The 15,972-nt window shown below is 36.7% G+C and carries 16 protein-coding genes and 3 tRNA genes; 4 read left to right on the top strand and 15 right to left on the bottom strand.

Annotation, left to right across the window (positions count from 1 at the left end; genetic code table 11):
* Positions 1–33 precede the first annotated feature (33 nt).
* From adhP to murJ, 13 genes are all read right to left on the bottom strand, one after another.
* Positions 34–1,056 carry an alcohol dehydrogenase AdhP gene (gene adhP / locus DYE60_RS09100; RefSeq protein ID WP_115316278.1) on the bottom strand — a complete coding sequence of 341 codons (1,023 nt, stop codon included), beginning with the start codon at positions 1,054–1,056 and terminating at the stop codon, positions 34–36.
* A 275-nt stretch (positions 1,057–1,331) separates the two neighbouring features.
* A tRNA-Pro gene (locus tag DYE60_RS09095) sits at positions 1,332–1,408 on the bottom strand.
* Between the two features lie 23 nt (positions 1,409–1,431).
* Positions 1,432–1,507, bottom strand: a tRNA-His gene (locus DYE60_RS09090).
* A 35-nt stretch (positions 1,508–1,542) separates the two neighbouring features.
* Positions 1,543–1,619: transfer RNA gene (locus tag DYE60_RS09085), tRNA-Arg, on the bottom strand.
* Between the two features lie 104 nt (positions 1,620–1,723).
* Complete coding sequence (locus DYE60_RS09080) at positions 1,724–2,443, bottom strand: epoxyqueuosine reductase QueH (protein WP_115316277.1); 720 nt, start codon at positions 2,441–2,443, stop codon at positions 1,724–1,726.
* Positions 2,444–3,625 (bottom strand): serine hydrolase, encoded by a 1,182-nt coding sequence (locus tag DYE60_RS09075; protein WP_115316276.1) that lies wholly within the window; start codon positions 3,623–3,625, stop codon positions 2,444–2,446. It abuts the gene before it with no gap.
* 17 nt (positions 3,626–3,642) lie between these two features.
* The gene (locus DYE60_RS09070) at positions 3,643–4,722 is read right to left on the bottom strand and encodes a septal ring lytic transglycosylase RlpA family protein (protein ID WP_115316275.1); all 1,080 of its coding nucleotides are present in this window, start codon (positions 4,720–4,722) and stop codon (positions 3,643–3,645) included.
* A 27-nt stretch (positions 4,723–4,749) separates the two neighbouring features.
* A complete protein-coding gene (gene rodA / locus DYE60_RS09065) occupies positions 4,750–5,892 on the bottom strand; it encodes a rod shape-determining protein RodA (protein WP_115316274.1) in 1,143 nt (380 codons plus the stop codon).
* Positions 5,892–7,835, bottom strand: a complete 1,944-nt coding sequence (gene mrdA, locus DYE60_RS09060; RefSeq protein ID WP_115316273.1) for a penicillin-binding protein 2 — start codon at positions 7,833–7,835, stop codon at positions 5,892–5,894. Before mrdA ends, rodA begins: the two co-directional genes overlap by 1 nt.
* Positions 7,835–8,302 (bottom strand): 23S rRNA (pseudouridine(1915)-N(3))-methyltransferase RlmH, encoded by a 468-nt coding sequence (gene rlmH, locus DYE60_RS09055; protein WP_115316272.1) that lies wholly within the window; start codon positions 8,300–8,302, stop codon positions 7,835–7,837. Before rlmH ends, mrdA begins: the two co-directional genes overlap by 1 nt.
* On the bottom strand, positions 8,299–8,616 hold the full coding sequence (gene rsfS / locus DYE60_RS09050; RefSeq protein ID WP_115316271.1) for a ribosome silencing factor: 318 nt from the start codon (positions 8,614–8,616) through the stop codon (positions 8,299–8,301). The genes rlmH and rsfS overlap by 4 nt, the downstream gene beginning before the upstream one ends.
* A 177-nt stretch (positions 8,617–8,793) precedes the next feature.
* On the bottom strand, positions 8,794–9,306 hold the full coding sequence (hemG, locus tag DYE60_RS09045; protein WP_115316270.1) for a menaquinone-dependent protoporphyrinogen IX dehydrogenase: 513 nt from the start codon (positions 9,304–9,306) through the stop codon (positions 8,794–8,796).
* Positions 9,306–10,877 carry a murein biosynthesis integral membrane protein MurJ gene (gene murJ / locus DYE60_RS09040; protein WP_115316269.1) on the bottom strand — a complete coding sequence of 524 codons (1,572 nt, stop codon included), beginning with the start codon at positions 10,875–10,877 and terminating at the stop codon, positions 9,306–9,308. The genes hemG and murJ overlap by 1 nt, the downstream gene beginning before the upstream one ends.
* Positions 10,878–11,111: 234 nt before the next feature.
* Here murJ and rpsT point away from each other — a divergent pair, with 234 nt between their 5' ends.
* A complete protein-coding gene (rpsT, locus tag DYE60_RS09035) occupies positions 11,112–11,375 on the top strand; it encodes a 30S ribosomal protein S20 (RefSeq protein ID WP_115316268.1) in 264 nt (87 codons plus the stop codon).
* Between the two features lie 113 nt (positions 11,376–11,488).
* Here rpsT and udp read toward each other — a convergent pair whose 3' ends face one another.
* Positions 11,489–12,244 (bottom strand): uridine phosphorylase, encoded by a 756-nt coding sequence (gene udp, locus DYE60_RS09030; RefSeq protein WP_115316267.1) that lies wholly within the window; start codon positions 12,242–12,244, stop codon positions 11,489–11,491.
* A 30-nt stretch (positions 12,245–12,274) separates the two neighbouring features.
* Positions 12,275–12,763: a transcriptional regulator AsnC gene (gene asnC, locus DYE60_RS09025; RefSeq protein ID WP_115316266.1), complete on the bottom strand. Its 489-nt coding sequence runs from the start codon at positions 12,761–12,763 to the stop codon at positions 12,275–12,277.
* A gap of 323 nt (positions 12,764–13,086) precedes the next feature.
* Between asnC and ubiE the strand changes: the two genes are divergently transcribed.
* The 3 genes from ubiE (at position 13,087) to DYE60_RS09010 (ending at position 15,960) form a co-directional block, all read left to right on the top strand.
* A complete protein-coding gene (gene ubiE / locus DYE60_RS09020) occupies positions 13,087–13,854 on the top strand; it encodes a bifunctional demethylmenaquinone methyltransferase/2-methoxy-6-polyprenyl-1,4-benzoquinol methylase UbiE (RefSeq protein ID WP_115316265.1) in 768 nt (255 codons plus the stop codon).
* Between the two features lie 23 nt (positions 13,855–13,877).
* Positions 13,878–14,663: an MOSC domain-containing protein gene (locus tag DYE60_RS09015; protein WP_115316264.1), complete on the top strand. Its 786-nt coding sequence runs from the start codon at positions 13,878–13,880 to the stop codon at positions 14,661–14,663.
* Positions 14,664–14,748: 85 nt separating this feature from the next.
* Positions 14,749–15,960 carry an FAD-dependent monooxygenase gene (locus DYE60_RS09010; protein WP_115316263.1) on the top strand — a complete coding sequence of 404 codons (1,212 nt, stop codon included), beginning with the start codon at positions 14,749–14,751 and terminating at the stop codon, positions 15,958–15,960.
* Positions 15,961–15,972 lie beyond the last annotated feature (12 nt).

Raw genomic sequence — 15,972 nt, 5'->3', positions numbered from 1 at the left:
AGATGGGTTTTAGCAGTCTAATACAACAAACGATTAGTCTTTTTTCTTCATATCTAGAACCATTCGTCCTTGAATTTTACCATCACGCATTTCTTGGAATACGTCTGCTACTTCATCTAATCGGCGCTTTTGAACGATTGGTGTAACAATGCCACGAGCACCGAAATCAAATGCTTCTGCAAGATCTTGCCGTGTACCAACCAAAGATCCAATAATTTCAATGCCATCAAGTACGGTACGAGGAATAGATAGATCCATCGTTTCAACTGGCAAGCCCACAGCAACAACTTTACCACCCGCACGAACACAATCAATTGCACTATTAAATGCCACTTTTGATACTGCGGTTACAACAGCAACGTGAGCACCACTTTCTGTCACTTCTTTAATTTTTTCTGCTGCATTTTCTCGACCCGCATTGATAACAACCTCAGCACCTACTTCTTTGGCTAAATTTAACTTATCATCATTAAGATCAATTGCAATGACTCTTGCTCCAAAGACATTATGAGCATATTGAATAGCTAAATTACCTAAACCACCTGCACCATAAATCGCAATCCATTGTCCTGGACGAACAGCTGAAACTTTAATCGCCTTATAAGTGGTTACGCCAGCACAAGTGATACTACTTGCCTGAGCTGGATCTAAGCCTTCTGGTACTTTAACCGCATAATCTGCCGTTACAACGCAATATTCTGACATACCGCCATCAACGGTGAAACCTGCATTTTTTACGCTTCTACATAGGGTTTCACGCCCACTATTACAGTATTCACATGTGCCACAGCCTTCAAAAAACCAAGCGATACTTACACGATCGCCAATCTTCAATGAGGTAACATTTTTGCCAATCTCTTTTACGATTCCAATTCCTTCATGCCCTAATATTCTTCCCGGTTGTTTTCCATAATCCCCAGAACAAACATGCAAATCCGTATGGCATACGCCACAGTATTCTACTTCAACTAATGCTTCACCTTCCCCAATAGCAGGTATTGGTTTTTCAACGATTTCAACGTCAGTACAAGCTTGATTTACAACTGCTGCTTTCATAGTGAACTCCGTAATAAAATTTTATTGAGGCTAAGTCAAATTTTAATAACGAGATAAAGAAATGAGAATCTAATGATGAGTAAGGTAAATAGATTAAATCTTCCGTTCGTTATTATCTTATTTGACCTACTTATATAAACAAAAATAATGATTATCTTTGCTATACAGTATTATTGTAACGCTATGAAAAAAGATAGGCAACATAAAATAATAATGAAGAAATAATTTAAGTATATGGAAAATAAGTAAAATATATAGTGAAATAAAAAGGAAAGTGGTCGGCGAGATAGGATTCGAACCTACGACCCACTGGTCCCAAACCAGTTGCGCTACCAAGCTGCGCTACTCGCCGATCTTAATTTGAACTAGACAAAATGGGGTGGCTAATGGGACTTGAACCCACGACAACTGGAATCACAATCCAGGGCTCTACCAACTGAGCTATAGCCACCATCGTCTATTTTGTTGTTTTAAAGCATTAACTTCTGGCGCGCTCGACAAGATTCGAACTTGCGACCTTTGGCTCCGGAGGCCAACGCTCTATCCAACTGAGCTACGAACGCCTTTAAGTATTGCGTCGTTGCGGAAGCGTATATTAGTGATTTTATCTAATCTTGTCTAGCTTTTTTTTTAAATTTTTCACTAAGTGTAGTATTTTTATTCAAAACTAGCTTTCTGGTGAATAATAAAGCGTTCCAATTTCTATTTTTTGACGCCCTGTCGCTTCTCGCCATTTATTTGAATCACGTAATGAATAAACGCAACCACAATATTCTTGCTGATAAAATTTCTCTCTTTTGCTGATTTCTATCATTCGTTGCGAACCACCACCTTTACGCCAGTTGTAATCCCAATATATGACATCATCATAAGGTTCAGCCGCACGATGTCCACAACCATTGATTTGGTTCATATCCTTCCAACGAGAAATCCCTAAACAGCTCGTATAAACGGGAAAACCATTCTCGTGAGCATACTGAGCAGCTTTCTCAAAACGCATATCAAAACACATTGTACAACGAATACCGCGCTCAGGTTCATCTTCCATTCCTTTGGCACGTTCAAACCAATCCTTACGGTTATAATCCGCATCAATGAACGGAATATTATATTTTTCAGCAAAGCGAATATTTTCTTCCTTGCGAATTAAATACTCTTTCAGTGGATGAATATTCGGATTATAAAAATAAATCGTAAATTCGATCCCTGAAGCTAAAATTGCTTCCATCACTTCACCAGAACAAGGTGCACAGCAAGAATGCAATAATAACTTGTTATGCCCGTCTGGTAATTCTAATTTTGGTCGTACAAAAGGAGCATTTGGATCTTTCTTTTGACGGCGCTTCTTTTGTCTGTGTTCTAATGGTTGCTGCTGTTGGTCTTGCATTTAGTTAAATAATCCTTTTACTGTTAATACACCCCAGTCCCAAGCTTGTCCTAAGATATTGCTTTCCATTACATCTTCCATTACTTGTAAATTTGCAGAAGCGATATCTTTTCCAGCTAATTGATAAATTACTTTACCCACAACTTGCCCTTTCACTAATGGTGCTTTTAAAACTTTGCCTTCTAACTCGTAACGTGCTTTTAGCTGAGATTGCTTACCTTTTGGAATAGTAATATAGCTATCCGTGAATGAACCTAGATGAACCTTGTTTTTATCGCCATAATAAACACTTTGTTCAGCAATACTTTTGCCAGCTTGAAGCGGTTTAAAAGTTTCAAAATTTGCAAATCCCCATTTAAGTAATTTCTTACTTTCAGTTTCACGACCTTTATAGGTTGGTACACCCATTACTACTGAGATTAAACGTGTATTTGCATTGTTTGCTGAAGCTACTAGATTATAGCCAGCTTCATCGGTGTGACCTGTTTTCATTCCATCAACATTCATTGATTTATCCCATAACAAGCCATTACGGTTATTTTGTTTAATTTTATTAAATGTAAATTCTTTCTCTGAATAAATTTTATATTCTTCTGGTAAATCACGAATAATACGAGAACCAATAATTGCCATATCATAAGCTGAAGAATACTGATTTGGATCATCTAAGCCGTGAACTGTCGCAAAATGAGTGTTTTTCAAACCAAATTTTTTCACATACTGATTCATTACGTTAATAAATTCTTTTTGCGTACCTGAAATATGTTCTGCCATAGCCACACAAGCATCGTTTCCAGAAGCAATAATAATCCCACGATTCAAATCAGCCACAGAGACTTTTTGATTCAAATTTAAAAACATTTTTGAAGAGCCTGGAAATTTTGCTCCCCACGCATTTTCAGAAACCACTACTTTATCATCATTACTAATATAGCCCTGCTTTAATGCTGAGCCAATCACATAGCTAGTCATCATTTTGGTTAAGCTAGCAGGATAATGACGTTGATCTGGGTTTAAGCTCGCTAACACTTGCCCTGAGTTATAATCCATCAGAACATAGCTTTTAGCTTGTAATTTGGGAATACCCTTATTAAATTCAATCGTATCATCTGCATAAACTGTTGATGAAATAAATAACGCACTCACGCCTAATTGAAATAATTTTTGTCTAATCTTTAACATTGGGTATTCCTTTTTGTTTATTTAGTATTATAAGTGTAAACTTTATTATGTGTAAGAATTGCCAGTTGCTGTCTTACTTTTTGTGATTGTTTTACATTTTCTGGGTAAATTAACACATCGTAATATTTACCATTCTTTTTGATTTCAGCTTTAGGTTTCACCGCTTTCATCATTTTAGTTGCAATATGTTTAGACTTAAATTGAGCTACTTTTACAATAATTTTATTAGTTGCAATTTTAGCCTTAGATGATCGCGTCTTCTTTTGCTCTTGAACAGACTTTGTATAAGTATAAACCTTATTATGTGTTAACAGTGCAAGTTGTTTTTTAACCTTCTGTGTATTCTTCGTATCTTTTGGATAAATGAAAACATCAAAATATCGACCATTTTTCTTAATTTCAGCTTTAGGTTTTACCACTCTAGCTATTTGCTTTGCCAACTTCTCAGATTTAAATTTAGTCACTTTTACAATAATATTGTGACTAGAATAGTGCGTTACTTTTGCCTTATTCGATCTATCTGAGCGTACTTTTAATTTTAATCCTGATCTTTTCGCAATTTTTAATAACGAATGCGTTCCCTTACCAAAAATATATCCGTCTTTATCAACCTGCAATGCTTCAATTTTTACTTTTGAAATTCCTGATTTCAGCATCCCCAAATAGCGTGCAGATCTTTTCGACAGGTCTAAAATACGCTTATTGCTAAATGGACCTCGGTCATTAACACGAACAATCAGCTTACGTCCATTACGTAGATTCGTAACAAGCAAATAAGTTCCAAATGCCAGTGTTTTATGTGCTGCAGTAAAATGGTTTTCATTAAAAATTTCGCCATTTGCGGTTTTACGACCATTAAACTTTCCACCATAATAACTTGCCATCCCAACTGCTGAATAACGTGCTGATTCTGCTGGAGTTAATGTGGTATATTTTCTACCTCGATCACGGTATGAGTATTTGTGATTAGATACTTTAGAAGGCAATAATTTTGCCCCTTTAATCCCACCATTCACTGAATATTTCGCTATTGCGGGCATTCCGCCTATTATCAACATAGCGACCAATAATGATCGAATGACCTTTGTTATTTTCATAAATTACCTTTAATTTCTCAAATATTTTTACGCTCTATTCCTTGCTAGTTTTCTATTATAAGGATTCGTATCCTTTTGTTTAGCTTGATGAACATAAGTGGACATAATCAATCCAAATGCTGCCATTAAGGTTACATAAGATGTTCCACCATAGCTAAAGAGCGGCAATGGTACACCAACTACTGGAAGAATTCCACTTACCATCCCAATATTTACAAAAACATAGACGAAGAATAATAACGCCGTTCCTCCTGAAATTAAACGTCCAAATGCTGAATTTGCTTTCACGCCGATGATTAAACCTCGACCAATAATAAACAAATAAATACCAAGTAGAACCAGTACGCCAACCATACCTAATTCTTCCCCTAATACCGCAAAAATAAAATCAGTATGCGGTTCAGGTAAGAATTCTAGCTGAGATTGCGTTCCTTGTAACCAACCTTTTCCATAAAATCCACCCGATCCAATCGCAATCTTAGATTGAATAATATGATAACCAGCACCCAAAGGATCTTTCTCAGGATCAAGCAACGTCATCACTCGCGTTTTCTGATAATCGTGCATTAGATAGAACCACATTATCGGAATAAATCCCGCAACGCCCACAACACCCGCACCAATAAGTTTCCAGTTTAATCCCGCTAAAAAGAGAACAAACATACCTGCTGCACAAACTAAAATCGCCGTTCCCAAATCAGGCTGTTTCGCCACTAATAAAGTGGGAACAAAAATAATCAATAGTGCTATGCCTGTATCTTTTAATGAAGGTGGTAATGCTCGCTTACCTAAATAAGTTGCAACCATTAAAGGTACAGAGAGTTTCGCAATCTCAGAGGGCTGAAAACGAATAAAACCAAGATTTAACCAACGCTGAGCCCCTTTACTAACCTCTCCCGCTACATCAACTAAAATCAACAAAATAATACAAAGAATATAAAGCAATGGCGAAATACGTTGATAAAAAGTAGGTGGCAACATTGCCATTACAAATAATACAAAAAAACCAAGCGAAACTTGAATAATACGCAAAGTAAACATTCGCTCATTTGCACCACTTGCACTATATAACACCCACAAGCCATAGCAACTAATCACGATTAGTCCGAGTAATAGCCAAATATCAATATCAAATATTTTTTTTATAAAACCAGTGATTTGATTACTCATTACAGCCCCTTTTCAAGCGGTGATATTTTTGGATCTTTTTGCGATTTTTTAAATATATCGGAATGCAACAAAATATAATCTAAAATTTGTCGTACTACTGGAGCAGCATGACTTGACCCGCCCCCTTCATTTTCTAAGATAATCGAAATAACTACTTTCGGGTTATCATAAGGAGCAAAACTAATAAATAATGCGTGATCGTGCAACTCTTTTTTAAGCTCTTTTGCATCATATTCTTGGTTTTCAGCTAAACTAAACACCTGTGCCGTGCCTGATTTTCCAGCGACTTTATAAGGTGTATCAGCAAAGGCTTTACGTGCTGTACCATTTGGTGCATTTACTACGCTATACATACCTTGCTTTGCAGCTTTCCAGTAAGCTTTTGGCACATTTTTAATATCTTCATAAAGCAGTGGGTCTTCATAGGTTTGTACGTCTGTACCGACAATCTGCTTCATCAAATGTGGCGTATTAACTTGCCCATTATTCACTAATACCGCCAATGCCTTCGCTAATTGTAATGGCGTCGCAATCCAATAACCTTGTCCGATACCTATAGATACCGTATCCCCTTGCAACCACGATTGTTTATAACGTTGTTGCTTCCATTCACGGCTTGGCATAATCGCCGCAGACTCTTCAAAAATATCAATCCCTGTTTTTTGCCCAAAACCAAATTTTTTCATCCATTCTGATGCTTTATTGATCCCTAAATTAAAGGCAAGCTGATAGAAATAAGTATCCGATGATTCTGCGATTGCTTTGTTTAAGTTGGTTGTACCATGCCCCACTCTTTTCCAATCCCTAAATTTACGAGTAGTATTTGGCACAATCCAATAACCAGGATCAAAAATAGTTAATTCAGGCGTAATTATCCCTTCTGTTAATCCCGCTACCGCCATAAAAGGTTTGATGGTTGAAGCTGGAGGGTAAGAACCTTGCGTTGCTCGACTATATAAAGGACGATCAGGATCATTAAGCAATAATTTATAATTGTCATATGAAATCCCATCAACGAATAAATTATTGTTATAACTTGGATTCGTCACCATCGCTAGAATGCTACTATCCTTCGCATCAAGCACCACAACAGCCCCTTTCTTGTCTATCAATAGATTTGAAATATAACGTTGTAAATCAATATCAAGTGTTAATTGAATGCTACTTCCAGCAACCGCCGATTTTTCTCGTAATTTACGAATAACCTTACCACGATTATTGATTTCTACCTCTTCAAAACCTGTTACACCGTGTAGCTGATCTTCGTAATATTTTTCAATTCCCAGCTTCCCAATATTGTGCATACCAGCATAATCGTGGTATTTTCCTTCCTCTTTAAGACGTTTTTGGTCACGATCGTTAATTTTAGCGACATAACCAATAATATGCGTCAACGCTTCACCATAAGGATAATTTCTCTTGAAGTAGGCTTGCACATCCACATTAGGAAATAAATATTGGTTTACCGCAAAGCGTGCAATTTGTTCTTCACTCAGATCTTTTTTGAGTAAAATTGGTGTATAGCGAGAAGCACGTTTGCGTTCTTGATAAAACTCAGCAATGTCTTCATCCGTTAGCCCAACGACTTCCTTTAATTTTTCTAAAGTCTCAGATAAATTATCTACTTTTTCAGGCACAACATACAAGCCGAAAAAAGTCAGATTTTCAGCTAAAACTTCTCCTTTACGATCATAAATTAAGCCTCGTACAGGAGGGATTGGTAGTAATTTGATGCGATTACCATTTGAGCGAGTTTGATAGTCTTGATAATCTGAAACTTGTAAATGGTAAATATTGGCTAATAACACCGACGTTAATGCCAATACACCTAAAAAACCGACTAAGGCACGGCGTGCAAATAAATTAGCTTCAACCTTACCATCTCTGACTCGCTCTCGAGTTGTTAATAGAAATGGTGATTTTTTTTTACTAAAAAACTTCATTATTCTCGATGATAAGGGTGGTTCGTTGTTAATGACCACGCACGATATAAACTCTCGGCCACCACCACTCTCACAAGCGGATGCGGTAAAGTTAAAGGTGAAAGCGACCAACTTTGTTCTGCTCGCTGTTTACATTCTTGGGATAAACCTTCAGGGCCACCGATAAGTAAACTCACGTCTCGCCCATCGTTTTTCCACATTTCTAACTGTTGTGCTAATTGCTCCGTTGTCCAAGGCTTACCTGGAATATCTAAGGTAACAATACGATTACGCCCACAGGCATTCAGCATCGCATTCCCTTCTTGATCAAGAATGCGTTTAATATCAGCGTTTTTTCCTCGCTTTCCAGCTGGAATTTCCACTAATTCAAAAGGCATATCCTTAGGAAAACGACGTTGATATTCTTCAAATCCCGTTGTTACCCATTTCGGCATTTTTGTGCCAACAGCGACTAACTGAATTTTCATCTATGCCACAATTTCTCTAATTGATACACTTCACGGCTATCTTGTTGCAAGATATGTACAATTGCTTGCCCAAAGTCAACGGCAATCCAATCTGATGTCACTTTACCTTCTGATGCAAATACTTCAATACCTACTTTTTTGCTCTCTTCTGTTAAATTGTCCGCCATCGATGCCACGTGACGGCTTGATGTCCCTGTGCACACAATCATTGTATCAGTAATACTTGATTTACCTGTTACATCAATGACTTGAATATCCTCAGCTTTTAAATCAGCTAAAGTATTCTTTAAAAAATCAACTAAATTCTTTTCCACGTTATCTTTTTCCTTGTATTTTAAATATGTAAGCGGTCATATTTTTTTCACTTTTTGCAAAAAATTTTCTGTAAAAAATAATAATAATGACCAATAAATTTTCTGATGAATTGGCGAATTCTATCACAAATGCACTAATCCAAAGAAATTATTTTAATAAAGCATTTATTTAAACATTTAAAACTTTCGTGCAAACTCCGTCACCTTATTCCAATCTGTATATTCAATCTCTTTGGTCGTATCTGTTTCGCCACCCGTTAATTTCATAATAAAGCGGATAATCGCACGATCATACCAATTATATTTTGGATAACTTAACTTCCCTGCAAACACAGCCGCTTCTGTCGGTTTCCAACTGATTTCTGCCAACAACTTACGCGTATAAGAATTGGTTTCAGGGGTATTTTTTTCTTCTTTTCTCGCCACTAAATTGACACTAAAAAATGCCGATTTTTTTTGATTTAAAAGTTCATAATGTTGTTGTATGAATTTTTTCAACATTGGACTAAAATGCCCATAACGAATAGACGCGCCAATAATGATTTGATCCGCCTCTTTTAATTGCTCTGCTGAAATTTGTTGCTCTTTTAAATCAATTAACGTTATCTCGCCCTGTATTTCATTTGCGATATGTTGAGCAATTTTTTGCGTTTGCCCATCTGTGGTTAAATATAAAATCAATGTTTTCATTACTCTGCTCTAAAATCTTTTTTACGTAATCCTAATAATACCAAGCACCCAAAATAGAGCCCTGCTGCTAATAAAATCAACCAAGCAAGCCAATGAATTCGTCCTAATAAGGTTAAGCTGTACCACTGTTGTAAGGTTGGCGAGAAATAATTGACGACCGCCCCCATTAGTAAAGCTGAAATCAATAATTTTAAACTAAATATAATCGTTTTTTTGGAAAGTTTATAAATGCCCCGTTGTGATAAGCCACGATAAAGCAAGGTGGCATTCACTGCTGCGGAAAGGGCGGATGCCATAGCTAATCCAATATAGCCAAAAGGAATCGCTAATAAGCCAAAACAAATATTACTGATTGCCGCGATAATCCCGATTTTTACCGGCGTTTTAGTATTTTGATTGGCATAAAAACCATTCGCTAAAATGCTGATCATCATATAGCTAATCAAACCAAAGCACATTACTGTTAAAGAGTGCGACGCTGCTACCACATCACTTAACTGAAATTTACCTCGCATAAAAATTGTCATCAATAACGGCTGAGCGAGCAAAGCAATACCAATCATCGCTGGGATACCGAGTAACAATACCATTCGCACCCCCCAATCCATTGTTTGATTAAACTGTGCTTGGCGTTGAAGGTCATCAATATCTTTCTTTTTAGCAATTTTAGACAGACTCGGCAACACGACCGTAGAAATCGCAATCCCAAATAAACCGAGTGGAAATTCAATTAAACGATCTGAATAATAAAGCCAGCTGATCGATCCTGTTACCAAAAAAGAGGCGATCACTTGGTTTAACAATAAATTGACCTGAGTCACTGACACGCCAAACAGGGCAGGAATCATTAAACGGCGAACCTTCGTGACCCCTTCATCTCGCCACGCCCATTTGGGTTTAACTAATAATTTTTCTTTTTTCAAAAACGGAATCTGAAACAGAAATTGTAATAATCCCCCTAAAAAGACCCCAAAGGCGAGTGCAATATCCGTCGAGGGAAAATAATCTGCCCCAAACAGAGCGACACCAATAATCGCCACATTCAACAAAACAGGTGAGAATCCCATTACCCCAAATTTGCCAATGGTATTTAAAATCGCCCCTGAAAGAGCGACAAAAGTGATAAACCATAAATAAGGAAAAGTGATTTTTAAGAGTAATGAAGCTTGGGTAAATTTCTCTGCGTCCGCCCCACCATTGAGCCAATCCACAAACCAACCTGTACCAAACAAAGCTGCCACGATAGGCGAGCCAATCATTGCGACAAGGGTAATAATCGTGACCAATCCCCCTAGTGTTCCTGACACTTTGGCGATAAATTCACGAGTTTTATCCAATTCGCCGTCGGCATTATATTCCGCCAACACCGGCACAAATGCCTTAGAAAATGCCCCTTCGGCAAATAATCGGCGTAAAAAATTAGGGATACGATTTGCGAATAAAAAGACATCGGCAGACACGCCCGTGCCTAGTATATTGGCAATCACCACATCTCGTACTAAACCTAACACACGAGAAAGCAAGGTCATTGAACTGAAAATCAATCCTGATTTAATCAATTTGTTACTCAAAATAATCTCTCTCTACTTTGTTTTTTAAAATTGTTCGGAATTTTATCAGTTTTGTATGGGAAAAACAGAAAAAAACTGTTAGAATTGCACACTATCTTTTCCACGAGAGTTTTCTTTGTGTGAAATGGTATTATTTTCAAGCCCGTGTCTCATTGAAAATGACAGATTTCGTCGCATAGATAATCGAATTTATGCGTAGTATTATTTTATATAGATATTTTTAGGAGTTTGACCTTGGCTAATATCAAGTCGGCAAAAAAACGTGCGGTTCAATCAGAAAAAAACCGTCAACACAATGCAAGCTTACGCTCAATGATGCGTACTCACATTAAAAAAGTTTACGCAGCAGTTGAAGCTGGTGACAAAGAAGTTGCTCAAAAAGCATTTTTAGAAATGCAAAAAGTTGTGGATCGTATGGCATCAAAACGCTTAATTCACAAAAATAAAGCGTCTAACCACAAAGCTAAATTAGCAGCTCAAATCAAAAAATTAGCATAATTTAATTTGCAAATTTTGATAAAAAACCTACCGCTTGGTAGGTTTTTTTATGCACAAAAAAACACCTCAAAATGTCAATTATTTTGAGGTGTTATGCTATTTAATATATTAAATTACAATACTTTTTTCAATCCTTCGATCGTTGCGGTTACGCTACGAACTTCAACGGTTTTCGCATCTTCTTCATTTGGAATTTCTTTTTGAGTACGGTTTACAATTACACCTGAAACCATCGCTGCTTTTAAGCCTAATGCGTGAGCCATTGTGTAAAGTGTTGCAGATTCCATTTCAAAGTTCATTACGCCAAGATCTTGCCATAATTTGAAGTTACCTTGATAATCTTTCCACACACGACCTGTGTAAGTGTCATAACGTTCTTGACCTGGATAGAAAGTATCAGATGACGCAGTTACACCGATATAAGTTGGATATTCACAGCCTTTTGCCGCCTCATACATTGCTTGGGTTAATTCAAAGTCTGCAACCGCAGGGAAACACATTGGTGCGAAATGTTGGCTTGCACCGTCAAGACGTACTGCACCTGTTGTGATCAAGATATCACCGATATTGATATGTGGTTGAATTGCCCCTGTTGTACCGATACGCACAAAGTTACGCACGCCTAATTGTGCTAATTCTTCTACACAGATAGACACTGATGGACCACCGATACCTGTTGAACATACTACAACTGGTTTGCCATTGATATAACCTAACCAAGAGGTATATTCACGGGTTGAGTTTAAGAATTTTGGATTATCCATATATTTAGCAATACGCTCACTACGTGCAGGATCTCCAGGTACGATCGCATATTCCGCACCTTCTAACATTGCTTTCGTTAAGCCTAAGTGGAAAACTTCTGACATTTTGATTCTCCTTATTATTGTTAAAATTTATTAAAAATCGATTTTTGAGGGATTGATACTTCTCTTAATTGGATTTTGCATTGAAACAATTGTTTCGGTTGATTGAATCTCATCAAGAGATTGAATTTTTGCTGACAGTAAATGATGCAATTCTTCGATAGTATGTGTCATTACTTTCAAAAAGATAGAATAATTACCAGTGGTATAATAGGCTTCAATAATCTCATCAAACTGAGATAATTTTTGAATAACCGCATTACTATCTTTGGCACTTTTCAAAATAACACCAATAAAGCAACACACATCATAGCCAAGCTTCTGTTCATCGATACGAATCTTCGTACCCTTAATCAAACCTGACTGACGCATTTTTTCAACACGAACATGAATTGTTCCCGCACTTACATTAAATTGTTTTGCCATTTCCGCATAAGGCGTGCGAGCATCAAGTGTCAACACCCTTAAAATTTGTCGATCTAACTGATCCGTCGGAATGGTATTTTGATAATTTTTCATCATTTTTATCTCGAATATTATTTTATCTATTAAAATATATCTGCTATTTTTAAATATATTCTAATTATATCGCTAAAAAATAATCTCAATACGATTAAATTCTTAAAATGTGAGCCAGATCACGAAATTTTGTAAAAAAAATAACAAGATAATAAAAAACATTCGATTTTATATCAAAAGAAATGTTTAAATTTCTATTTCAAATAAAACTGTATAAAAAGCATCATAATAAGCGGTCATTTTCTTACAAAAATTTGCAAATTTTTAAGGAAATTTGACCGCTTTTTTGTTATGGTTAGCCTTATTTTCTTATCTAAAAAAACACTATGAAAAATCAATCCTTATCACAACAAACTGACACAACCCATTTTGGTTTTAAAACCGTTGCCAAAGAAGAAAAACAACAACTTGTTGCCCAAGTTTTTCACAATGTAGCGGGTAAATATGATTTAATGAATGATCTGCTCTCTTTTGGTATCCATCGTATTTGGAAGCGTTTTACAATAGATTGCAGTGGCGTACGAAAAGGGCATAAAGTCTTGGATCTTGCAGGTGGAACAGGCGATTTTACCGCTAAATTTTCTCGTATTGTGGGGTCAACGGGCGAAGTCGTGCTTGCGGATATTAACAGTTCTATGCTGGAGGTTGGACGTGAGAAATTGCGTAATCTAGGCGTGGTAGGTAACGTGAGTTATGTGCAAGCGAATGCAGAAATGTTACCTTTTGCTGACAATACTTTTGATTGTGTGATTATCAGTTTTGGGCTACGCAATGTGACCGATAAAGATAAAGCATTGCGTTCAATGTTCCGTGTCCTAAAACCAGGTGGACGTTTATTAGTATTAGAGTTTTCTAAACCGATTATTGATCCTATCAGCCAAGCTTATAATTTTTACTCTTTTAATATTTTACCAAAAATTGGTGAAGCGGTTGTTAACGATGGCGACAGTTATCGTTACTTAGCGGAATCAATCCGAATGCATCCAAAGCAAGACGAGCTAAAAGCAATGATGGAACAAGCTGGGTTCGAAAGTGTAAATTATTATAATTTAAGTGCGGGCATTGTGGCGTTGCATAGAGGCTATAAATTTTAAGACATTATGCTAAGGAGTAGTTAATGGTTATTACGCAGTTATGGATATACCCTATCAAATCCTGTCAGGGAATAGCTGTTTCATCGGTGGATTTACTTGCGAGTGGTTTCAAACACGACCGAGAAATGATGATTGTTGATGAAAAAACAGGGATGTTTGTCACACAGCGTAGCGATAAAATTTTATCACATATTAAAGTGGTATTACCTGATGAAAACAATGTGTCTATTATCTTTAACCAGCGAGCCATTACCTTTGAAAAACAATATGTTAACACGGTTAACTCAAAAGTTTGGAAACGTGAATTAAAAGCGTTTGATCAGGGCGATACAGTAGCTCAATTTCTCAGTGAGATTATTGGGCGTAATGTCCGTTTATTAGCAATTCGCCCAATGGATACTCTCAATTCAGCTAAAAATATCTTATTCCAAGATAGCCAAGCGGTGCATTTAGTAACAGAATTTTCATTACATCATTGTCAGCAACACTTAGCCGATTATCATATTGATGTGCAACGTTTCCGTCCCAATATTGTGATTGGAAGCCGTATTTCAGAAGACGCATTTCCGCCTTTTATTGAAGATAACTGGCAAAAAATACAAACAGAACACACCGAACTCATCATTAAAAAACGTTGTGAACGCTGTACCATTCCAAGCATCAATCCGCAAACCTTAGCAAAAGAAAAAGCAATTGACCATTATTTACAACAACATCGTACTTTTAAGAAAAAACCTGTTTTTGGCATCTCTGGATATGCATCAAAACTGGGAACATTACACGTTGGCGATCCCATTCAATATACATAAATCACAAAATAATTGATCTAAATTTATTCCGATTTTAAGAATTGATTGGTAAACTACGCATAGTTTCTGTTAGAGGAATAAATTGATGAAAAGTAGTGATATAACCATCATTGGTGGTGGAATGGTAGGGCTTGCATTAGCCGCATTGTTAAAAGAAGCTCGCTGTAAAATTACCATTATTGAACGTGCATTGCCATTTTTTGAGCCAAATTTACTGACAAATCGAGTCAGTGCAATCAATTTTACAAGTCAAAAAATGTTAGAAAACGTTGGAGCATGGCAAAATATTCCAGAGAATAAACGCTCCCCTTACTCTAAAATGCACGTTTGGGAAAAAGACAGTTTTGCTAAAATTGAATTTGATAATAATTCAGCTGAAATTAAATCATTAGGTTTAGAGCAGTTAGGTTTTATTATTGAAAATCAACATATTCAGCAAGCATTATGGCAACAAGTCAGCACACAAGATAATGTAGACATTATTTTGGCAACCCCAAAAAACCTTGCAATCAATGAGTCTAGTGCGTTTTTAACCCTAGACAACGGTGAAACAATTTCATCAAAATTGATTATAGGTGCGGACGGTGCAAATTCTTGGGTTCGCACGCAAATGAATATGCCTTTAGTTTCAAGGGAGTATCAACATACTGCATTAGTTTGTAATGTTAAAACCCAAGAATCTCATCAACAAACAGCATGGCAAATTTTCTCGCCTGAAAGTATTCTCGCTTTTCTTCCTTTTAATGATGAACATCACTGCTCTATTGTTTGGTCTTTACCACCAGAAAAAGCCAATCAATTAGTAAACTGCGATGAAAGCGAATTTAATAAGGCATTAACTATTGCCTTTGATAATAAATTAGGATTATGTGAACTTGCTACCGATTTGCAAAATCCTCGTGGAATTTACCCGCTTACTGCACGCTATTGCCGTGATTTTGCCAAAAATAGAGTGGCGTTAATCGGCGATGCTGCTCATACAATCCATCCGTTAGCAGGGCTTGGGGTTAATCTTGGTTTTGCTGATGCCATAGAAATGGCAAAACAAATTCAAGCAAATCTCGAACAAGGGATGGATATTGGCGAATACCGTCATTTACGAGAATATGAAAGAATCCGGAAAGTCGAGGCAGTGAAACTTTTGGGGGCAATGGGTGTCTTAAAAGAGTTATTTTCAGGCAACAATCCAATGAAAAAATTGCTCAGAGGTATGGGGCTAAGCCTTACAAATCAACTTCCTATTGTGAAAAATAGCCTGATAAAACAAGCGATTGGTTTATCAATTTCAGAAACATAAATAACATTCAAT

Source organism: Phocoenobacter uteri (assembly GCF_900454895.1).
Classification (GTDB): Bacteria; Pseudomonadota; Gammaproteobacteria; order Enterobacterales; family Pasteurellaceae; genus Phocoenobacter; species Phocoenobacter uteri.
This window is presented reverse-complemented; position numbering and strand designations above follow the sequence as displayed.